Genomic DNA, 19,530 nt, shown 5'->3' on the forward strand with positions numbered 1-19,530 from the left:
CCAGCAATGCTGGGCTGGTAGCGCGTGGTTTAATCTAAGTATCGTACTGCTTTTAGCTGAGCTTTGCCTTGACCCCAGGTGAAAAGGGTAATGCCCTCTTCTTCTGCAGACTCCACAACAATCGCATCAGCGCCACAGGCGCAGGCATCCGCACGAGCGTTGTTGATCGCTGCTGAAGCACTTTTATCATGCCCAAGCGTTGTGCCCGTTTTTGATGAAATCATGCAAGCCACTTCATAAGGTTGCTCGATGTCATTTTCACTGACGTACTGATCCAACGCACAATTAGCGGGTTTAGCAACCCCCATTGCGACAGGCTGCACTCCTACCGAGCCGCATCCTGCTAATGCAAGAAAGATGAAACTTGCTGTCACTGTGCGAAAGGTAGCTAAGCGGTGCAACATTAGACATATCCCCTGGAAAGAAGATAAGCACCTATTTTGGTGCTTATCTTTATGCCTTACTGCTGAGATTCGGCACGATTGATTGGGATTACAAAGTTAGAGGGGTAGTCCCGGTGTTTATCGGTAATAGCATCCGTAATGCCAAAGTCGATAAATACCGCACTCGCTACGATCTTAGCTCCCACAGTGCTAGGGATTGAACCAAACGCTTCGCGACCGTCGAATGTTTCACAATCGTATTTCAGGTCATCATCTGAGCGCCGGATAGGATAAGTACCAGGGATAGTAGCTTGCCACGAACCACGCTTATTCTGTAACTTGCATTGCCCATCAGAGCCATCACTAAACGATAGAGCGACAGGTACTGTTGGGTCGTTAGTGAGAGTGGCACAACCTGATAACACGGCCATACTAACCACCGCAAATCCTAACTTCAGCATTTTCATTACAATGATCCCTTTTGATCCATATTTATCGTAGCGGCTTTAGCCACTCTTCTATTACGCAGCCACCATGGCCACGCATTTGGCTTTATACCAAATTCTATTGATACCCCCATGCTCCGACATCTTATGTCGCAACATATGCTTCATGCTAAACAGCGGAGGGAGTTAATGATAGTGAGGTTATCATTATGATGCATGGCGGGCTAGTGATTCAGGCTACTACTTTCTCTTATCGCCCTCCTCTCCACATAACGCCTAAGTATGCATATTCAAAAATAACGCGACATTAGTTGTCGCATCATCACTATAACGTGCACCTCTAACATCGCGGAGGGTAAAGATGATGGTGATGATGCCCAATTGTTTAATTACTGATGATTGCGCTCGACAGGAGCTTGCGAAGTGGCAGGCGGATCGCGACACATGGGCCGAAACGCTTCCTGTTATGAGCTTTTTTAGCCAGTTCTTAATGTTGTCTCCTATTACTGATCAATATTTCGGTAGCGCCAGCACCGATGGCAAGTTTCTCTATTTTTGCCCTCGCTATAGCGCCACGCTGACGGAAGAAGCGCGCCACTATTTGCAGGCGCATCTGATTTGGCATTGTGTGGCGGGGCATCTTACCGCCCCCTTTGTAGCTAGTCGGCATCGTTGGCACCTGGCGTGCGACCATGAAGTGAACACGCTGCTGCTGGCGTTAGGTGTTGCGCTACCGGTTGATGCACCGCTGTTTCCGGTGTGCGTGGGCCGCAATGCAATGGAGGTGGATCGCTGGTTGGAGGGGCACCCTGGCACGTCTCTCGAAGTCACGGCAGATACTCACCCTGCCGAGCTTTGGTGGCACTTGCCCAATGCGCAACCCGATGTGCGAGTTGCCATGCTCTGGCGTCATCGCGCTCACCTAATCGCCAAAGAGACCAATGGGTTACCCGAGAGAGTCGCTAAGTTTTGTGAGGCGCGGTAAACTCTTAATCTTTATCACAGTGGCCAAGGTTGGCGTTACTATGTCCGAAGCACGCGATACGCTCTTTCGTTATTTAACCATGCTGCAGCTGATTCCCCGCTTTCCTGGGCGTATCGCGACCCCTGTGCTAAAGGAGAAGCTTGCCGAGCGCGGTTTTAAGATCGACACTCGCTCCCTACAGCGTGACCTTAGCCAGAAGCTCTCCACTCAGTTTCCGATTGGCTGCGACGATAGCCAGAAGCCTTACCGCTGGTATTTTGATCGTGATTTTCAGTGCCAGCTACCGGCACTGGATGTACCCAGCGCCTTAACGCTGGTGCTAGCGGAAGAGTATTTAAAAGGGCTCTTACCCCCGGTGGTGGTCGGACAATTATCGCCCCACTTTACCGATGCTCGGCGGTTATTGGATGAAATGAACGCCAACGGGCTTAGCCAATGGGCAAAAAAAGTACGTGCCATTCCTAATGGTAAAGCGCTGATTCCGGCTGAAATAGATGAGTCCACTTGGCAAACTATTTCTGAAGCCTTGCTTGAGCAAAAGGCAGTTGATTTTGTCTATTTGTCGCGCTCCAGCGAAACGGAAAGCCCGTTCACGTTTCATCCGCAAGGCATCGTCAGCCGCCATAGCGCGACTTATTTACTGGCCCATGTAAACGGGTTTGAGGATTTGCGTCAGTTTGCCCTGCATCGCATTAAACAAGCCTCGCTCAGCCAACACCCCTGGCAGTCACAATCTGATTTTGATATTGACCACTATATTCAGAGCGGCGCGTTTGGTTATCGGCAAGGGCCAAGCGATGTGACACTGGAAGCCGAAATCGCAAAACCTGTGGCGTGGTTGCTGCAGGAAACACCGCTTTCTGAGACGCAAACCATTGAAGCCCTCCCCGACAGTAACTGGTACCGGTTAACCGCCCAAGTACCGGATGACCAGCAAACCCTCTGGTGGCTGATGGGCATGGGCGCCAATGTGAAAGTCACCGCCCCTGCCACGTGGCGTGAGGCATTAAAAAAGAGTGCTGAGCAGGTACTAGCGCACTACCAGGACACGCCGCTTGCCTGCGAGACACACTGAGGCTTTGTACGAAAACTGCCTGCGCTCGGATTGGCGCTGCATGGCCACGCTGAAATGTTAATGGGGAGACATAATGGATAACGATACCCGCTTACTCGCGTTTTATCGCGGTGAATCCCCTGATCATAAAGGGCGTTTACTTGAAGATATCTGGGCGCTCTCGCCTTTTTGGCTAGAGCATACCCACGACTATATTCAGTGGCTGTTTCCTATTCCAGAAGCGAGCCGTTTTAATAGCTTTGCGCCGCTCTTAACGCCTGCGGTGCAAGCAGCTTTTGCGAATGACGAGCGCTTACGCCACCACCAGCAACGCTCACTGGATGTAATGTTAAATTTTTTGGGGCTAACACGGGATGGCAACGTCATCACCGCTCAGCCAACGCTATCGATACAAACCCATATCTGGTTGAAAGCTGGGGGCCATAACCATCTGCGTATTACGCGCATGATTCGGTCGTTAGCGTTATGCCACCAACCAACTTTGGCCCGCGCGCTCCAACAAGCGGTGATTGAGATTGGTACGCAGCATGGCGTGGTGGGTGAAACATCCGTTCGTTATTGGCAAGGTGCTATTTAATGAAAATTAAACTATTTGTTACGCTACTTACATAACTCACATAGGAATAATTAACAATATGAAGAAAATTGCATATATCGAAGATAACATCGTTCCGCAGATGTTCACTACCGCTATTGAAGCATACAAATTTAGCCATAGAAGCACTCTGCGCTCAAAAGGGTTTGACCAACTGGAAACTTTTGGGCTGTTATGGGGCTACTCTATTCCGGCCAAGGGTACATTACCTGCCAAAGTCATCGCCACAATGGCCACCGTTGAAACTTCCGCAGTTCGCCATAACGAGTGGGTAGCCCCCAACTTTGACTCATTACGTAGCAAAAAAGAGTTTTTTGAACACTACTGGCCCAATATAGAGCTAGTTGGAACCTTTCATTCACATCCTTATAAAAACCTCTCAGAGGTTAACGACTATAAGGGATGGAAAGCCTCCGAAGGTGATCAAGAGTTCTGGCCCCATTTCCATGAAGAAGTAGCCCCGGAACAACCATTACTCGCGCATCTCATCGTGACGGTAGCTAATTTGGAAAAAACAGGCTGGGCACTACCAGACCGGCTGAAAGGAAGTGAAAGCTCAAAAGGCTATGTACTTTCAGCTAAAAGTATAAAATTGTGGCTCAGATCTTATGCATCCAGCATATTAGAGCAGGAAAATGGAATAACCTACGAGTACTCCGATGATATGGGGCTTGAAATTCCTTCCTTAGAGCGGCGCTTCTTGTGAGCCGACCGACACACTAATATATAGATAGCAAAAATATCAAATAAAATCAGCAGCCTATAACACTTACCAGAGTATTCATGGCTGCCTTTGGTACAGCTCTATCAGCAATAAGGCTCTATTAGACAGGGCTAAGTATCTTATCGTTTTTCAGGCTCGTCTGGTATTAGGGCCAGCAGGTCTGTGTCGCCAACATCGATACCTACCTGGAAGAGCAAGGTGCTCACTTGTCCGCGATGGTGGGTTTGGTGGTTGAAGAAGTGGTAGATAAGCTGTGAGAAGCGTTTACTTGATGCCACGCCTTTCGTGTTGTGGTAACTCAGAGCGGCGTTTAACTCATCATCTGTTAGCGCGACGATCCAGTTGATAATGACGTCATCTAGCCATTTACGATGTGCTGTTAAACCTTCCAAATCATCAAACATCGGCTGATCAAGCCGGCCTGGAATAGGCAGCGGCTCCATAACGGCCAAAGTGGTTGAGGAGGAATGGTGGGTCGCAAACCGCTTTAGCCAAAGCGTATCGGCAACGACTAAATGGTTCAGCGTACCTAGAATAGAGCCAAAAAAAGCCCCTCGCTCTTCGGCCAGTTCAGCTGCGCTCAACCTGCTGGCTGCGTCATATACCTTTGCATTCATCCACTGGTTATACCGTGCCATCAGTACAAAATGCGCTTGCAGGCTCATAAGGCAAATTCCCTCTTTCCAGGCAAACCATCACGCACTCATCAGTATGGGCTAGCAGTGTCTTTTATTCCTGCTTGAGTGAAGCCAATCGCTTGGTACTTGCACCTTCTTTCATACGCCATATACTGTATGTTTAAACATATATAGCGACATATCTTACGAGGTGGCAGATGGCGGCGTTTGACCCTTCCCGCGCTACCGTGCATAAAGGGCGCGGTGCAACCTACGACCCGCATAACCGCTTCGCCCCTACCCGCAGCGTGGCGGAGGATGACGGCTGGTGGCAGGAAGAAGCCTCTATTTCGCTGGCAACAGAAGTGCGCGAGGAAGCCAGTAAAAGCGCACTCTCTTGGAACAAATCGCCAGATTTACCTTTTGATCGTTCGCTTAATCCCTATCGCGGCTGTGAGCATGGCTGTGTCTACTGCTATGCGCGCCCCTCCCACGCCTATTGGGATTTATCACCGGGGCTGGATTTTGAAACCAAATTGATCGCCCGCCACGGGCTGGTGGAGCATTTAAAAGAGGAGCTTTGCCACCCCCACTATGTTTGCCGCCCCATTAACCTCTCCGGCAATACCGACTGTTACCAGCCGCTAGAGGCCACCTACCAAACCACTCGCCGCTTGCTGGAATTGCTGTTGGCTTGCCGCCACCCGGTGACGCTAGTGACGAAAAGCACGCTGATTTTGAGGGATATCGATCTACTAGCAGAAATGGCGGAGCATCGCTTGGTGCGGGTGTTCGTGAGCTTGACCAGCCTAGACGCTAACCTAAAGCGCACGCTGGAACCCCGTGCGGCATCGCCGCAGGCACGCCTGAAAGTGATTCGCGAGCTGAATACGGCGGGAATACCGGTGGGCACGCTGGTATCACCGATTATTCCCGGCTGACCGACCACGAAATTGAACGCATTCTGGAAGCCGCCAGCCGTGCTGGGGCGCGCACCGCGACCTGGATGCTGCTAAGGCTACCCCACGAGGTCGCGCCGCTGTTTGAAGCGTGGCTAGAAGCCCACTACCCCGAGCGCGCCGCTAAGGTAATGAGCTTGATGCGCCAGTGCCGTGGCGGTAAAACCTACGATGCGGCTTTTGGTAAGCGCTTTCGCGGCGAGGGGGTATTCGCTGACTTGATCGCCCAGCGGTTTCAGCGTGCTAGCCGCCAGTGGAACATGCAGCCACGCACCGAGCAGGGGCTGAATACCCGTGATTTTCGCCTGCCCCGGGCACAATGGGATTTATTTGATAGACTGCAGGAATACCCATCACTAAGAAGACGCCCTCTCCATGTCGCTCAGCAAAACAAAATCCAGCTTTTACCGCCGCCTTTACGTGGCCCACTTGATTGAGCAAGGCGTGGCCAGCGTACCCGCGCTGATGGAAGCCACCGGCATGCCGAGGCGCACCGCCCAAGACACCATTACGTCCTTGGGGGAATTGGATATTGAGTGCGTATTTGAAAAAGGCGACGGCGAGCGCCACAACATTGGCCACTACACCATTAAGCAGTGGGGCGCGATTGACCCTCAGTGGGTGGCATCGAACGCTGAGCGCTTAGGGCAGGTACTGGGCTATCGCTAGCCTCGTCAGGCTCTGCCCACGCAAGGCGCGCTGTATTTAACGTCACGCTGAGCGAGCTTGCTGCCATCGCCAGTACGGCGGCCAAGGGCGGTACCGCCATCATGATCACCAGCCCAAGCGCCAGCGTGTTATAGAGTGCCGAAAACACTAGGTTTTGTACCATGACTCGGCGGGTGCGCTTAGCCAGTGCCAATAGCCTTACGATACCGCTCACCCCAGGCCAAAGCAGCTGTGCGGCGGCTCCGTCGCGGGCGGCTTCGCTGGCTTGCATGGGGGCGACGCCTACCCCGGCTTCGGCAAGGCTTAAGGTATCGTTCACCCCGTCGCCCACATAGAGCGTAGGCGAAGGCAGCGCTTTGAGCAGCGCCGCTTTGGCTTCCGGCGAACGCTGGGCGTAGCACGCGTTTTTTGCTAGCCCCACCTGCAGGCCAAGCCAGCCCACCGGCCCCTGGCGGTCGCCGCTGATCAGCGCCACGATGTACCCTGAGCGCTGTAGTTCGGCAAGGCTCGCTTTCGCATCGCTTACCGGCTGGTCGGCACAGTAGAGCGTGGCGAGCCAACCGCGGCTGTTGGCCACTACCACCTGTGAAGAAAAGGCGTAGTCAGGGTGTTGGGCGTTATCTGACAAGGGCGCGCCAAGCTGCTGCTCTATCCATGCGGCGCTACCTAACCACCACCTCTCTCCGTTTTGAAACGTTGCTTGCTGGCCTTTGCCGGGATGCTCCTCAAGATGAAGTACGTTATGAAGTACGTTGGGCGGCGTTGCTGTTTCAGCCTTGTTCGCCCAGTCCAGCAAACCGCTGGCTAGCGGGTGTTCGCTTTGGCTGACGGCGCTGTGCAGCATCGTCTGAAACATCGTGAGATCTTCGCCTTGGCGCAGCGCGGCATGGACTACCTGATGCTGCCCCCGGGTGAGCGTACCGGTTTTATCGAAAGCAATGCCGCGTACGTTCGCCAGAGTTTCAAAAGCGGCAGGGTCACGAAGCGCAATGCCCTGCTGTAACGCTTGGCTGCTACCGGCAAGGCTTGCCAGCGGCACCGCCAGCCCCACCGCGCAGGGGCAAGCTACCACCAAAACAGACAGCGCACGCACAGCAGCGTCTTCTAGACCAAGGCCCAATAGCAGCCCGAGTGGGAGTGTCAGCACAGCCAGCAGCAGCGCTACGGGGCTTAGCCATGAGGCAAAGCGGTCGGCCAGCTTGTGCAATTCGCCCTTTTTTGCCTGGGAGCGGCGCATTTGCTCGCACAGTTTATCCACCCGCCGCTGGCCGACGGTGGCCGTCACAGTCACCTTCAAAGGCGCTGCGTTTAGCCCCGCCGCATAGCGGCAGCCCGCATAGACCCGCTGCCCAGCATGCAGGTAACGGGGCACGCTTTCCCCAGTGAGCGTGGCGGTGTCCAGCCAGCCGGGCGAGTCAAGCAGGCCATCCAGAGGCACCTGCTCACCGGGGGGCACTTCAATCACGGCTCCTATGGAGACTTCCCCAACGGGCTGCGTGTAGCGCTGCCCGCCTTGGCAAACCACCACATCAGCCTCCGGCAGCCTTAGTGCATCAAAGGCTTTGAGCCCCCGCTGCCTGCACAGGGTTTCGACCAGCCGGCCCACCAGAAGCAGCACAATAAGCATCACCGCAGTATCGAAATAGACCTCTGAAGAGCCGCGCAGCAGTAGCCCTACCGAGACCGCCATGGCGCCAAGCACACCCAGGCTTACCAATACATCCATGCCGGGGCGTCGGGCCAATAGCGTGCGCCACCCCGCTCGGTAAAACGGCAGGCCGGAATAGAGCACGACGGGTAGTGAAAAGGCACCGGCCACCCACGCGACGACCAGCTCTATGGTGGCATTGGGCAGCGCGCCCACGTAGATCAGCAGCGACGCCAGCATAGTCCACATACCCAACACCGCACCTACAATCAGGCGCAGCGTGAGGTAGCGGCTCTCTTGGGCTAAGCGCTGCTGGGCATCTTGTACTGGTTCTAGCTCGCTCAGCCGATAGCCCAGCCGCTTCACCACGGGGGCTAGCACCGCCAACTGGGTTGCTGAGGGAGAGCCGTTTACCCATACCGTTGCGGTAGGGAATGAACGCTGGCCTGCGCGACGCCCGGTACGCGAGCTAGCGCGCCCTCTACCGCCAGCGCACAGCTAGTGCACCACATGCCATGAAGCGTATAGAGCGGTGCGTCGTCATTAGCAGGCGAGTCTGTGTTCACGGTTACAGACAAGGCGGCACGCCAATGATGGGTAGCCCCGCAAACGCCACGCCGAAAGCAGAAAACAAGTAGAGCCAACCGGATACCACGGCATGAAAGCGCTGACGCCCCTGGTGCTGCTTGGCTGTGCGGCAGCACCCCCACGCCAACAGCACAAGCCCAGCAGCACAGAGAAGGGTAAAACCGCCCAGGGCTGCGTTGAGTAGCGTGAGTGATCTTGCCTCCGGCGGCGGTGGAGCCACCGCACAGGCCACTGACAGGCCGCTATACACGGCCACAAACCAAACGCTCCAGAGCGTTAGCCCCACTACTAAATGGATAGGATGAGTAAAGTGAAGTCGTTCCATCGCCCTACCCTCCTAACACGCGGGGCAGCACCGCTAGCGCTGCAATTAATAGTCCAAAGGTGACCACGTTATAGCGCCATAGCAGGGCTACTACGCCCGGCTCGAAGGGAGCATGAGCGCCCACATAGCCATAGCCCACACGCAGGCCTTGAAGCACGGCCAAGACGACCGCTAAACCGCCGTGGAACAGGGCGTAGACAAGGCCGACCAGCATCACCGCATCGTGGGAGGTTTGCGTGGGGGCAAGTTCGGCTTGCCACAGCGCCCAGCCCGTTAGCCCCACTTGCAGTGCACCTAACGCAGCGGCTAAATAGAAGCCTGCGCCTAACCCGGCGTCACGCTGCTGGCGCAACCCTCGTACCAGCCGCTCCATCACCACACATCCGGCCAGCACCGCCACGCCCGCCGCCAACATAAGCATGAGTGATAGCGGCGGCGTCTCTGGCATCTGCCATTCGGGTGAAACGGTCCAGAGGTAGAACCAGCCAAACAGGTAAGAGAGATAAAACGATCCGTTGGCGATCAGAAAAACACCCATCGCCCAAAGGCCGGGGCCGTCCATCGTACGCGAATGGAGCGGTGGAACGCCCGGTTTTACGCCTGCGTCCGGTGCCGCTTTAGGATGCGCGCCGTTCTCCCACGACCAGCGCAGCAGAAAGATACCGGCAATAATGACGAATACGCCTGCCAACGCGTACACCTTGGTCAGCAGGCTCAGGCACACCACCGCCAGCGCGGCAGCGGCAAACAGCGGCCACCAGGAGTTACCGGGCAGGTGAATAATCTCGCGCACCTTGCCCGTAATCGGGTCGGTGCCCCACATTTCACGCCTGCCGTGTGAGGCCACCGCCAGCGAGTGCTTACCCTCGGCCATGGTATGCGGTAAGTTCGGGTCATCCCACAGCGGGTGGCGGGTTTCCACACTGGGGAGGCTCACAAAGTTATAGGCGCTGGGCGGCATGGTGTTGGCCCACTCCAGCGTATCGGCATTCCAGGGGTTATGCTTGGCGGGCTTGCCAAACCGAAAGTGCAGCGCGATATCCAGCAGCACCATGGCAATCCCTGCCGAGAGCACAAAGCTACTGATCGACGAGAGCAGGTTAAAAATCTCCCAACCTGAGCCCGCTTCATAGGTGTAAATCCGCCGGGGCATGCCAAGCAGCCCGGTCCAGTGCATGATTAAGAAGGTGCCATTAAAGCCCAGGAAGGTCAGCCAGAAGCCCCAGCGCCCCAGGTTCTCGGAGGGCATTCGCCCGGAGAAGAGCGGCAACCAGTAGTAAAGCCCCGCGATCAGCGGGAAGAACATGCCGCCCACCAGCACATAGTGCATGTGCGCCACCACAAAGTGGGTGTCGTGCACCTGCCAATTAAACGGCACCAGCGCCAGCATGACGCCGGTTAACCCGCCGCACACAAAGATGATCAAAAAGCCCATCACCCACAGCATGGGCAGCTTCATTTTGGGTTTGCCAAGCCAGAGCGTGGCGAGCCAGACAAACACCTGAATCGCCGTGGGCACGGCCACTAACATACTGGCTGCCGAGAAAAACGCCTGGGCCAGCTGCGGAATGGCAATGGAACATGTGGTGAGCCCACGGCCCAAAGCTGATAAAGCCCATAATGGTGATCGCTGCCACTACCCAGCCGTACCCCACAATGGGCCGCCCGGCAAATACCGGGATCAGGGTAGAGACAATACCGGCGGCAGGCAGGAAGATGATGTACACCTCTGGGTGGCCAAACAGCCAGAACAGGTGCTGCCAGAGCACCGGGTCGCCGCCGCCCACAATTTGGAAAAACGGCATGCCGACTGCTCGCTCAAGCTCCAGCAGCACGCTGCCGAGTATCAGCGGCGGGAAGCCCACCACGATCATTAGCGCCATGGCGAGGATATACCACGCAAACAGCGGCATCTTATGCACGCCATGCCCTGGGTGCGGGTGCGTAAGATAGACACCACCAGCTCCACCCCCGCCGAGAGCGCTGATATCTCCACAAAGGTGATGCCCAGCAGCCAAAAATCGGAGCCCAAATCGGGGGCAAACTCTTTACTGCTCAGCGGCGTGTACATAAACCAGCCGCTTGAAGGCGCCATCTCAATAATTAGGCTGGAGGTGAGGATGATCCCGCCAAACAGGTAGCAGAAATAGCCCAATGAGGTTAGCCGCGGGCACACCAAGTCACGGGCACCAATCATTTTAGGGATCAGGTAAATCGCCAGCCCCTCCAGCATGGGAATGGCGAACAGAAACATCATCACCGTGCCGTGCATGGTGGTGACTTGGTTCTAGATCTCCGGCGACATAAAGTCCTGGTCGGGCATCGCTAGCTGGGTACGCACCAGCATGGCAAGAATGCCGCCAATCAGGAAAAACACCATCCCAGTGATCATAAAACGCAGACCTAGCGTCGTATGGTTCACGATGGTGAGGGCCTTTAGCCCTTTCGGGTTGCCCCAAATGTCATGTAGGTCTTCGTGTAGTTGCTGCGGGTCCTGCTCTACCGCCTCTTGATTCACGCTCTTCATGGGGTCAAGGTCTCCAGCCAAGCACCCAGGGCATCCAAGGTGTCCGTATCAATATCGTCGTGGGCAGGCATTTTATTGCCCGGCTTCAGCGTTTGGTGCTGCTGCAGCCACTGGCTCACCGCGCCCTCTTCCAGGGCCATCACACCGGCACCCAGCATCCTGCGGCTACCGACATCCGAGAGGTTCGGCCCTACATCGCCCTGGCTGACGCCAGCCACTTGATGGCAGCTCGCGCAGTGGGTCGTAAAGGCCTCTCTTGCGCTATCGTGGGCTGAATCTTGGGTCGCTAACTCGTTTAGTTCTGCGTCTTGGCGAGCTGCCAGCCATGCATCGAATGCTTCACGCGGCACGGCTTCGACATACAAATGCATATGGGCATGGCCCACCCCGCACAGCTCGGCACACTGGGCACCAAACACGGCGGGCTCATCAGCTTCCAAGCGGATTTTATTCACCCTTCCTGGCAGCATGTCGATTTTGCCGCCTAGGCGCGGCACCCAAAACGCGTGAATGACATCTGCGCCGCTCACATGGAAATCCACCGGCTCCCCTGCGGGCATGACGAGCTGGTTAGCGGTGACGACTTCGCCGCCTTCGGCGCCTGGGTAGCGCACCTCCCACCACCATTGGTGGCCGATCACTTCAATCACTTCAGGCGGCTCGCCTAGCGGGAGCGGCAGCATGCGCTGCCCGGCAGGCACCCCAAACATCAGCAGTGCAGTCACACTGGTGATCGGCAACACAAGGCCTCCACCAATAATCCAGCGGCGGGCAATGCGTCGCTCTTGGGCAGGCGTGCGCTCTACGTTGCGCGGTTTGAAGGCGTACAGCCAAACCACGGTGACACCGACCAGCACGATGGTGGCAAAGCCCAGCATTACCCACCAAATTAACCGAACGTCTCGCGCGGCGGGCCCCGCAAGGGCTAAGATAGATCTGTCGCCAGTACAGCCCGCGACACTGAGTAGCAGGCTAAGCCCTAGCCAGCAGGCGGCTTGACGGGCTCGTCGCGATGCTAAACACGACATGATGGCGGACGTAGCGCTATTGCGTTCCCTCATTAGCGTTTTCCCTGAAGTGCAGTTGATCTATCCGACTGTTTCGCTTTGTCTAACCACAGGAAGTGACGATGACACCTACTCCCCAACGCTCGATCAAAAGCCGCGCATCGCTGGCGGGGCATCCGCTTCACCCGGTGATGATTCACTTCCCGGTGGCGGCCCTGATGGCACTGGTCGCTTGCGATATTGCCTACTGGTATACCCAGGATGCATTCTGGCTGCGCGGCGGGCTTTGGCTGGCGGGTGTTGGCGCGTTTGGCGGTTGGATTGCTTCGGTGGCAGGCATCATTGACTTGGTGTCGGTAGCGCGCATCCGCCGTTTGATTACCGGCTGGAGTCACGCGATTGTGGCCGTAGTCATGCTCTCTCTGGCGTCGCTGAATTGGCTGCTGCGTTTCACTGAGCCCAGTGCGGTGCTGCCGTGGGGGTTGGCCATCTCGCTGGTAACGGCCGGTTTGATTGCGCTGGCCGGGTGGCTCGGTGGCCAACTGGTGTACGAGCACGCGGTGGGCGTTGAAGTAGAATAGTAACCCGAGCGGCTCAATGGCAGCCCGTAATTGGACATTGGCCATTGAGCTAGCTCCACTCCAGCGGTTTAGAGAGCACAAACCCTAGCACCCCAAAGATGCCTACCAGCGCCAACAGCAGCGCACACAAGCTGGCCGTCTTCACCCCTTTAAAAATCCCCTTCTCAAGGCGCAGGATGAGCCAGCCAAAGCAGCCGTGAGCGGCAACCATCAGCACCACTGCCCCCAGTTTCAGTATCAACCAGCCGCCTAACAGGCCATGCAGGAGAAATAGCAGTGTGCCAGAGGCAATCGCAGCGAGTGCCGCAGGTGTGGCAATGGAATTATAAAAAAACCGCGGCATGGGCGGTGTGCCCTGGGCGAAGCCAGCGTCTTTACGTAGCTGCAGCGCTTGCAATAAAAGCGCAGGCAAATAGAGAAGTGCGCCGCACCAAATGACCAGCGCGGCGATGTGCAGCAGTTTTAGCCATGGCATCGAGGCTTCCTTGCGTGACGAGGGCAGAGTCTATTGTGACCCTCATAACCTTAGTCAACCGATGCCACTCTGGCTAGGCGAAACGCCAAGTTTTACTCCACCGAAATTTCATAACCTGTGAATTTACGTAGATTTATCACACCCGTGTCGAACATGAGGTACTGCCCTTTCACGCCCTGAAGGATGCCTTCAACCAGCGGCTGCTTATCAAAATTATGAGAGACTACTTTGCGGGGAAACACAGCCACGGGATAGTCGAACTGCAAAGGAGCCTCATCCAACGTGCGAATGGCGTCTTCGCCGTGAACACTGCGTAGCTGGCCTAAACCATCTGCCAATGTGTTCAACAACCGGTCACGCTCAGCGCGCAGATCGAGTGGTTCTACCTCACCTTTTAACATGGCACGCCAGTTAGTGCGGTCGGCCACCTGCTCTTTGAAGAGCATCTCGACGAACCCGGACTGCTGGCGAGTGTTCACTTCGAGAATCGGTAACGCCTGAATAGCGCCTTGATCCAACCAACGGGTGGGCATTTGTGTTTTGCGAGTATGCTACCTTCAAGCCGGAAGAGTTAGCCAGATAGACGATGTGGGGCTGAAAGCAGTGCGCCTCACCCCACTCCGGCTCGCGGCAGGTGCCCTGATGGTAGTGGCAGGTTTCCGGTTTCATGATGCAGGTATCGCACTGCGCCAAGCGCTTAAAGCAAGGGGAGCAGTAGCCTTGTGCAAAGCTTTTTTTAGTTGCCCGACCGCAGTGGGTACAGGCAATAGCACCGCTCCATGCAAGGCGCATGGGGGAGCCAATACGCTCATTCAACGCCACCCGATGCTCACCAGCGCGCAGATGGTAAACCACTTGCTCGTCTTGACGGCTAGGCAGCGCCGCCGCCATTTTTTGCAGACACCCTTTAACGGGAGAGCCCTCGGGAATTAACAAATCAGTCACGCGTGGCATCCCGGCCAAGGCCCGCCATTTCTGGGCTAACGCCTGCGCCGGTAGCACCCGCCCCACAGGTACGCCGCTCCAAATAACCTACGCGATTCTCTTCCGGTACATTGTTTTCAACTTCATAACGCATGACAGCTTCCAAACACAGCTCGGTTTGCTCCGGCGTTAAGCGGCGGCCGTCAGGCCATTTGCGTAGCGACACCCCTTGCTTAAGGCTTTCATAAATCGCAGGCGTCATCTGGTTGATCATTTTATCGAAGGTCATATCGCTCACGGTTAGCACCTCAAGTATTTGCTGCTTTCAAATTGGCGGCGTTAGGCTTTGCTACGTTTGGAGGAATAATACCAGCCCGTGGCGAGCCCCACGAGCAGCCCGCCCAAGTGAGCTTCATTGGCCACGTTGCCAAAGCCGACGGTACCGGCAATATCGGTCATGGTGAACACCATCCAGCCGAGCATAAACACCACCAACATTTGCGGCACAAAGAAACCGCTTTGCGGGGCGCGGCGAGACATCAGCCACACATGGGCCAGCAGTGCATACACCACGCCGGACATACCACCGAACAGTACCGTTCCGGTCACGTATTGGGCGACGTTAGCCCCAATGCCCGCCACTAAAAGCAGGAGGAGCATCTTTTACTGCCTTGGCGCAGCTCAATTTGCCGCCCGAAGTACCACACACACATCAGGTTGAAAATCAGGTGCATCCAGCCAAAGTGCAGAAATGCGGGAGATAGCAAACGCCAGCTGCCCACCAATCACGGTGTCTGCTAGCGACCCATACACCAACTGGCCGCCGGAGATACCCACCGGCACAATGGTGAGCGCCACAATCAGTAGGTCGCCAAAAATGCCGCTTAGGGCAAATACCAGCAGGCTCGCTCCTATCATCAACGCCGTGACTGGCACCTGGCGCAGAATAGCGATAATACTGTGGGCGCTGCGGGAACGTGGTGGGTGAGCATTATCCACGATCAGCGGTTCGCCACGCTCCCAACGGCCTACCAGGGCGCGCAGTTCGTCGTGCTGGCGGGGGTCGGCCACCCAGAGCAGTTGGCCGTCCGCTTCGTCGGTGATCCGATGGCCAATACGGTAGTGCCACAACGCTTTGCGCAGTGTCTGTGTGTCTGCGCCCGTGGGTAAGAGCATGACTGGATGCATGGCATCTCCCTTATAACCAAGTAGTTGTCGCGCTTAAGCGCCGTTTTACCAACGGATAAACAAAAAAAATCCGGCGGAGGGGGCCGCCGGATAAAAGCAAGGGATCATTCAAGGGAACACTTACTCTGATAACCGGCAGCTAGGTTAGTTCAGCAGTTTTGCAAAAATTATGTAACCATGTGTAAATCATCCACAGCACGCTTAATCAAAATCTATTTCCCAGGGTTTGGGCAGCGCACGCTCCTCTTTAGGTACTTGAATCCATACGAAATGATCAGCGTTCAACTGGGTTTCACCGCTCCAACGATAGGCAACCAAACGGCCAAACTTTACGGCGCTATAATCCAGGCAAGCGATATTTGCGGCAGGCAGAGCGGGAATTCCTTCGCACCAGTAGTGGCCAATAAATAGCGGCGGCTGCTCTGGGCCGTAATAACTTAGCCGCTCTCGCTCACTGTCGGTGAGTGGTCGCGCTTCCAAATCGCCGGGCAGGTTATCTGGCTGAAATACCACATCTCCCCACTGCTGCGGGTTAGCTGCCCAAAAGTGGGCGCGAAAGCTTTGTCGGGTAAAACCGTCCCCCGAGTGAATCGCGACACCTTTTGGTAACCGGATATGGGGGCCACGGGTAAGACGATCAAGGATTCGATACGCCTGGGAGCCTGGGTCGTTGGACTCTACCAGAAACTGATCATCCATTCTGGCAGTCGGTAAGCGCTGCTTGAGCTCGCTGATCAGCGCATCATCCCAACACGCGTGTACCACGCGAATACCGTCTAGCTCTAGAAACAGCGGAATGGTTTTGAACCAGGCCAGCGTGTCTTCCCACTCGTTGGTATGGTGGCGATACTGATCAAGAGTGTCTTGAATAATGCGGTTGTGGCGCGGGGTATGTTCGCGCAGCCAGCGCTTGTGGCTGCCAGAGGGCGCGGGATGGGTATAGGCCAACGCGTTATACTCGTGATTGCCCATCACAATATGCGCTTCGCCCGCCTCTACCATGCGCCGTGCAATGGTCACTGCCAAGCGAATACGCGGCCCGCGATCAATCAGGTCGCCTAAAAAAATCACTTTGCGCCGCGGGTGGCGATAAACACCGCCGCGCTGGTGGTAGCCAAGCTTTTCCAGCAGTGCCGCTAGCGTGGCACCGCAGCCGTGGATATCACCAATTAAGTCGTAACCCTCCATATTAATCCCCTAGCCGGTGGCTCCAGCCGAGTTTACTGCGCAGCACGTCATAGAAGTTGTGCCCAATGGGATGCACTAATTGAACGCGCTCCGGCTTACGGGTGATAACCAAGACATCGTCAGGCTTGGCCACCGCGCGGGTTTGCCCGTCGCAGCTAATATGGGGGTAGGTCTGATTGGTTTCGCCAATATGAATGCGTATTTCGCTGGCCGCATCAATCACAATGGGCCGACTGGAGAGCGTGTGCGGGAACATCGGCACCAGCGTCACCACATCCAACTTCGGGTGCATAATCGGCCCACCACCGGAAAGCGCATAGGCGGTAGAGCCGGTTGGAGTGGCGACAATCAACCCATCGCTGCGCTGGCTGTAGACAAACTGCCCATCGATAAACAGTTCAAACTCAATCATGCGGACCGCTTTACCGGGGTGCACCACAACTTCGTTAAGCGCGTCGCCATTTCCTACGGCGACCCCATTGCGGTAGAGCACGGCATCCAGCAAGAAGCGCTCTTCACCCCCAAACTCCCCCGCCAGCACTTCGCCTACCCGGGTCTCTACCTCATCGGGAGAAATATCCGTGAGGAAGCCAAGCCGCCCACGGTTAACGCCTAAAATGAGCGTACCACTGCGGCACAGGGTGCGTGCAGCGCCTAACAAGCTGCCATCGCCGCCCACCACAATCACTAAATCGCACAGTTCACCCAACATGCGGCGGCTAGCTTCAGGTAAGCCGTGTTGGGGCAGCGCCGTGGCGGTGCGGGCTTCGATGAGTACCTTATAGTCATGTTCCGTTAAGTAACGGACCAAGCGTTGAAGGGAGTCGACAACTTTGTCGCTGCCTAAGCGGCCAATCAAGCCAATCGTCTTGAACGGCTTCACTGGATGACTAAGGCTACCGGGGTTGGAACCTGACGATGTGGTATTAGACATGGGCGACTCTCGCTAGCATCAGCCCACATTATGGAGAGGAAGGCAGTATCGAGCAAATCACCCGGTGCGCCAGAGGTACGCCTTGCGCACCGGGAAAAATCAGCGGTTTAGCTTAGGCAGCCGCCACCTTGCGGCGCTGCAGCCACCAGTGGGTTTAGCCACAGCGAAGCGCCCATGATCGCCGCCCCCAAAAGCAGCTTGCCCACATCAGCATCGCGGTTCCAAATCACCAGGTTAACGACCAAACCAGCCGGCACCAGCGCATTGTTCATAATCGCCAGGGTGCCCGCATCTACCTTGGTTGCACCTTGGTTCCAGGCAAAATAGCCAACGCCCGATGCCACCAGCCCCAACCACGCCAATACGCCCCACTGCAGAGTGGTGGATGGCAGCGCGGCGCTATTACCAAACAGCAAGAAGGCAGGCAGCGCTACCAGCATAGCCCCGATAAAGAACCAGCCAAACACGTTATGCCAAGCAAGAGTGGGCGGTAGGTCTGCCGCTAGGCGGCGGTAACCGACTTGGCCGATGGCGAAACATAGGTTAGCGCCCTGCACGACCAAAAAGCCGAGCCAGAAGCCGCTGTCGATGCCGTCGTAACGAATCACCCCGGCGCCTAGTACTGCCAAAATAGCTGTTACCAAATAGATCGGCGTAAAGCGTTTGAACATCAGGTCATCCAACAACGCGATATACACCGGCGTAAAGATGGTAAACAGCAGCACCTCAGGCACGGAGAGTAGCAAGAAGGAGTGATAAAAGAAGGTGTACATGATGCCTAACTGAATCGCGCCCAGCGCCATCAATGCCAAGCGCTGCTTACCGCGCAGCAGGCTTGGGCGCAGAAAAGGTAGGAACACCAGCATTGCTAGGGTCACGCGGACCAGCACGGCAAAGTAGCTATCAACCTGACCCGCCAAATACACACCAATTAAAGAGAACGAAAACGCCCAGAGCGCCGTTACGCCAACCAAATAGCCCATCAGTAAACCTCAAACAAGAAGAAAGTTGACGGGGATTATACGCCTTTAGAATCCCCTGCCAATGGGCCAAAAGCGTAAGGCGGTTTTTACCGTTTATTCAGCCAAACAAGTGCATAGACAACACCGGGCAACCAACCTATTAGCGTCAGCACGACACTGATTAACACACGCTGGGCCCCGCCTTCGGTTAAACCAACGGCTAAGGGCGGTAGCAGCACGGCCAGGGCGCGATAAGCTAGCTGTAAGTTGGCAGGTTCTTTCGCGGGTGTGGCGGGTGGTTCTGGTGAAGCTTTTTCTTCAGGGGCTATAGGCTTCGCTGAGGGGGTAAAGTGCCCAACGGCCGCTTGTGCTTTCTCGGCCTGCTCCTTTTCATGGGCAAGCGCTTTACGGTGCGCCTCTTTATCTATTTTTTGCTCTAGGGTGTCTGCGCCCTCTGCCAAGTCGTCGTGGTAGCGCTCCCAATCTTCCCAGTCGTAGGGTGTTCCCGACTTGGGCCGATGACTGCCTGCGCCACGGGCACGCTCCCAGGCTTTCTCTTCCAGCGTATTGGGCCTGTCAGGGTCTCGATCTAGGCCAACGCCTTTACGGTTCAGATATTCACGAGCATCCATAACGACTCCTCACAGCATTTGAAGCGGACTTGAAAAATTGGCAAAGCGTTGAATAGAGACAGTATGGGGGCAGCACAGGGTGAGTTAAATCACCTACA

At 55.8% G+C, this 19,530-nt stretch carries 18 protein-coding genes and 5 pseudogenes; 7 read left to right on the forward strand and 16 right to left on the reverse strand.

Features of this window, described 5'->3' with window-relative positions; genetic code table 11:
* Nucleotides 1-29: 29 nt before the first annotated feature.
* Both B4967_RS14670 and B4967_RS14675 read right to left on the reverse strand, forming a co-directional pair.
* Nucleotides 30-404, reverse strand: a complete 375-nt coding sequence (locus B4967_RS14670) for a hypothetical protein (protein ID WP_139794520.1) — start codon at nt 402-404, stop codon at nt 30-32.
* Nucleotides 405-460: 56 nt separating this feature from the next.
* The gene (locus tag B4967_RS14675; protein WP_083026021.1) at nt 461-850 is read right to left on the reverse strand and encodes a hypothetical protein; all 390 of its coding nucleotides are present in this window, start codon (nt 848-850) and stop codon (nt 461-463) included.
* Between the two features lie 445 nt (nt 851-1,295).
* On the opposite strand from B4967_RS14675, the gene B4967_RS14680 reads away from it, so the two are divergent.
* The 4 genes from B4967_RS14680 to B4967_RS14695 all read left to right on the forward strand — a co-directional run bounded on the left by B4967_RS14680 (nt 1,296) and on the right by B4967_RS14695 (nt 4,190).
* Nucleotides 1,296-1,814, forward strand: coding sequence for a DUF2201 family putative metallopeptidase (locus B4967_RS14680; protein WP_243470619.1), 519 nt, complete (start codon nt 1,296-1,298; stop codon nt 1,812-1,814).
* Nucleotides 1,815-1,854: 40 nt separating this feature from the next.
* Nucleotides 1,855-2,889, forward strand: coding sequence for a helix-turn-helix transcriptional regulator (locus B4967_RS14685; protein ID WP_083026102.1), 1,035 nt, complete (start codon nt 1,855-1,857; stop codon nt 2,887-2,889).
* Between the two features lie 73 nt (nt 2,890-2,962).
* On the forward strand, nt 2,963-3,466 hold the full coding sequence (locus tag B4967_RS14690) for an opioid growth factor receptor-related protein (RefSeq protein ID WP_083026023.1): 504 nt from the start codon (nt 2,963-2,965) through the stop codon (nt 3,464-3,466).
* 58 nt (nt 3,467-3,524) lie between these two features.
* A complete protein-coding gene (locus B4967_RS14695) occupies nt 3,525-4,190 on the forward strand; it encodes an MPN domain-containing protein (RefSeq protein ID WP_083026025.1) in 666 nt (221 codons plus the stop codon).
* 137 nt (nt 4,191-4,327) lie between these two features.
* On the opposite strand, the gene B4967_RS14700 is transcribed toward B4967_RS14695, so the two are convergent.
* A complete protein-coding gene (locus B4967_RS14700) occupies nt 4,328-4,873 on the reverse strand; it encodes a DinB family protein (RefSeq protein ID WP_083026027.1) in 546 nt (181 codons plus the stop codon).
* A gap of 170 nt (nt 4,874-5,043) precedes the next feature.
* Between B4967_RS14700 and B4967_RS14705 the strand changes: the two are divergent.
* A pseudogene (locus B4967_RS14705) lies at nt 5,044-6,116 on the forward strand (PA0069 family radical SAM protein); the annotation flags it as partial.
* A gap of 43 nt (nt 6,117-6,159) precedes the next feature.
* Complete coding sequence (locus B4967_RS14710; protein WP_083026029.1) at nt 6,160-6,453, forward strand: winged helix-turn-helix domain-containing protein; 294 nt, start codon at nt 6,160-6,162, stop codon at nt 6,451-6,453.
* Here the strand turns inward: B4967_RS14710 and B4967_RS14715 are convergent.
* From B4967_RS14715 to coxB, 5 genes and pseudogenes are all read right to left on the reverse strand, one after another.
* Nucleotides 6,374-8,482: a heavy metal translocating P-type ATPase gene (locus tag B4967_RS14715; RefSeq protein WP_243470625.1), complete on the reverse strand. Its 2,109-nt coding sequence runs from the start codon at nt 8,480-8,482 to the stop codon at nt 6,374-6,376. The two genes, B4967_RS14710 and B4967_RS14715, sit on opposite strands and share 80 nt — an antisense overlap.
* Before the next feature lie 29 nt (nt 8,483-8,511).
* A complete protein-coding gene (locus B4967_RS21420; RefSeq protein WP_422821861.1) occupies nt 8,512-8,613 on the reverse strand; it encodes a heavy-metal-associated domain-containing protein in 102 nt (33 codons plus the stop codon).
* 56 nt (nt 8,614-8,669) lie between these two features.
* Nucleotides 8,670-9,014, reverse strand: coding sequence for a hypothetical protein (locus B4967_RS14720; RefSeq protein WP_083026031.1), 345 nt, complete (start codon nt 9,012-9,014; stop codon nt 8,670-8,672).
* Nucleotides 9,015-9,018: 4 nt separating this feature from the next.
* Nucleotides 9,019-11,541, reverse strand: a pseudogene (gene ctaD / locus B4967_RS14725) (cytochrome c oxidase subunit I).
* On the reverse strand, nt 11,538-12,602 hold the full coding sequence (gene coxB / locus B4967_RS14730; protein WP_083026033.1) for a cytochrome c oxidase subunit II: 1,065 nt from the start codon (nt 12,600-12,602) through the stop codon (nt 11,538-11,540). The pseudogene ctaD and the gene coxB overlap by 4 nt, the downstream one beginning before the upstream one ends.
* A gap of 68 nt (nt 12,603-12,670) precedes the next feature.
* Here coxB and B4967_RS14735 point away from each other — a divergent pair, with 68 nt between their 5' ends.
* On the forward strand, nt 12,671-13,129 hold the full coding sequence (locus tag B4967_RS14735) for a DUF2231 domain-containing protein (protein WP_058578324.1): 459 nt from the start codon (nt 12,671-12,673) through the stop codon (nt 13,127-13,129).
* Nucleotides 13,130-13,178: 49 nt separating this feature from the next.
* Here the strand turns inward: B4967_RS14735 and B4967_RS14740 are convergent, their stop codons facing one another.
* The 8 genes and pseudogenes from B4967_RS14740 to B4967_RS14775 form a co-directional block, all read right to left on the reverse strand.
* The gene (locus B4967_RS14740; protein WP_058578323.1) at nt 13,179-13,604 is read right to left on the reverse strand and encodes a CopD family protein; all 426 of its coding nucleotides are present in this window, start codon (nt 13,602-13,604) and stop codon (nt 13,179-13,181) included.
* Between the two features lie 92 nt (nt 13,605-13,696).
* Nucleotides 13,697-14,558, reverse strand: a pseudogene (locus tag B4967_RS14745) (DUF2797 domain-containing protein).
* The gene (locus tag B4967_RS14750) at nt 14,542-14,826 is read right to left on the reverse strand and encodes a YeaC family protein (protein ID WP_083026035.1); all 285 of its coding nucleotides are present in this window, start codon (nt 14,824-14,826) and stop codon (nt 14,542-14,544) included. Before B4967_RS14750 ends, B4967_RS14745 begins: the two are co-directional and overlap by 17 nt.
* Before the next feature lie 41 nt (nt 14,827-14,867).
* Nucleotides 14,868-15,716: pseudogene (locus B4967_RS14755) on the reverse strand (rhomboid family intramembrane serine protease).
* A gap of 201 nt (nt 15,717-15,917) precedes the next feature.
* Nucleotides 15,918-16,904 (reverse strand): metallophosphoesterase, encoded by a 987-nt coding sequence (locus B4967_RS14760; protein ID WP_058578319.1) that lies wholly within the window; start codon nt 16,902-16,904, stop codon nt 15,918-15,920.
* A 1-nt stretch (nt 16,905) separates the two neighbouring features.
* Nucleotides 16,906-17,838, reverse strand: a complete 933-nt coding sequence (locus B4967_RS14765) for an NAD(+) kinase (protein WP_083026036.1) — start codon at nt 17,836-17,838, stop codon at nt 16,906-16,908.
* A 112-nt stretch (nt 17,839-17,950) separates the two neighbouring features.
* Nucleotides 17,951-18,821: pseudogene (locus tag B4967_RS14770) on the reverse strand (carboxylate/amino acid/amine transporter).
* A gap of 86 nt (nt 18,822-18,907) precedes the next feature.
* Nucleotides 18,908-19,432, reverse strand: a complete 525-nt coding sequence (locus tag B4967_RS14775; protein WP_083026038.1) for a YqaE/Pmp3 family membrane protein — start codon at nt 19,430-19,432, stop codon at nt 18,908-18,910.
* Nucleotides 19,433-19,530 lie beyond the last annotated feature (98 nt).

The organism is Vreelandella lionensis, from assembly GCF_002087295.1.
Taxonomy (GTDB): domain Bacteria; phylum Pseudomonadota; class Gammaproteobacteria; order Pseudomonadales; family Halomonadaceae; genus Vreelandella; species Vreelandella lionensis.

Bases quoted from the DNA above. Each gene is read 5' to 3' on its own strand.
- B4967_RS14675 (WP_083026021.1), bottom strand. From the start codon at position 850: ATGAAAATGCTGAAGTTAGGATTTGCGGTGGTTAGTATGGCCGTGTTA.
- B4967_RS14695 (WP_083026025.1), top strand. From the start codon at position 3,525: ATGAAGAAAATTGCATATATCGAAGATAACATCGTTCCGCAGATGTTC.
- B4967_RS14680 (WP_243470619.1), top strand. From the start codon at position 1,296: ATGAGCTTTTTTAGCCAGTTCTTAATGTTGTCTCCTATTACTGATCAA.
- B4967_RS14740 (WP_058578323.1), bottom strand. From the start codon at position 13,604: ATGCCATGGCTAAAACTGCTGCACATCGCCGCGCTGGTCATTTGGTGC.
- B4967_RS14690 (WP_083026023.1), top strand. From the start codon at position 2,963: ATGGATAACGATACCCGCTTACTCGCGTTTTATCGCGGTGAATCCCCT.
- B4967_RS14670 (WP_139794520.1), bottom strand. From the start codon at position 404: ATGTTGCACCGCTTAGCTACCTTTCGCACAGTGACAGCAAGTTTCATC.
- coxB (WP_083026033.1), bottom strand. From the start codon at position 12,602: ATGAGGGAACGCAATAGCGCTACGTCCGCCATCATGTCGTGTTTAGCA.
- B4967_RS14700 (WP_083026027.1), bottom strand. From the start codon at position 4,873: ATGAGCCTGCAAGCGCATTTTGTACTGATGGCACGGTATAACCAGTGG.
- B4967_RS14735 (WP_058578324.1), top strand. From the start codon at position 12,671: ATGACACCTACTCCCCAACGCTCGATCAAAAGCCGCGCATCGCTGGCG.
- B4967_RS14685 (WP_083026102.1), top strand. From the start codon at position 1,855: ATGTCCGAAGCACGCGATACGCTCTTTCGTTATTTAACCATGCTGCAG.
- B4967_RS14710 (WP_083026029.1), top strand. From the start codon at position 6,160: ATGTCGCTCAGCAAAACAAAATCCAGCTTTTACCGCCGCCTTTACGTG.
- B4967_RS14775 (WP_083026038.1), bottom strand. From the start codon at position 19,432: ATGGATGCTCGTGAATATCTGAACCGTAAAGGCGTTGGCCTAGATCGA.
- B4967_RS14760 (WP_058578319.1), bottom strand. From the start codon at position 16,904: ATGGAGGGTTACGACTTAATTGGTGATATCCACGGCTGCGGTGCCACG.
- B4967_RS14765 (WP_083026036.1), bottom strand. From the start codon at position 17,838: ATGTCTAATACCACATCGTCAGGTTCCAACCCCGGTAGCCTTAGTCAT.
- B4967_RS21420 (WP_422821861.1), bottom strand. From the start codon at position 8,613: ATGTGGTGCACTAGCTGTGCGCTGGCGGTAGAGGGCGCGCTAGCTCGC.
- B4967_RS14720 (WP_083026031.1), bottom strand. From the start codon at position 9,014: ATGGAACGACTTCACTTTACTCATCCTATCCATTTAGTAGTGGGGCTA.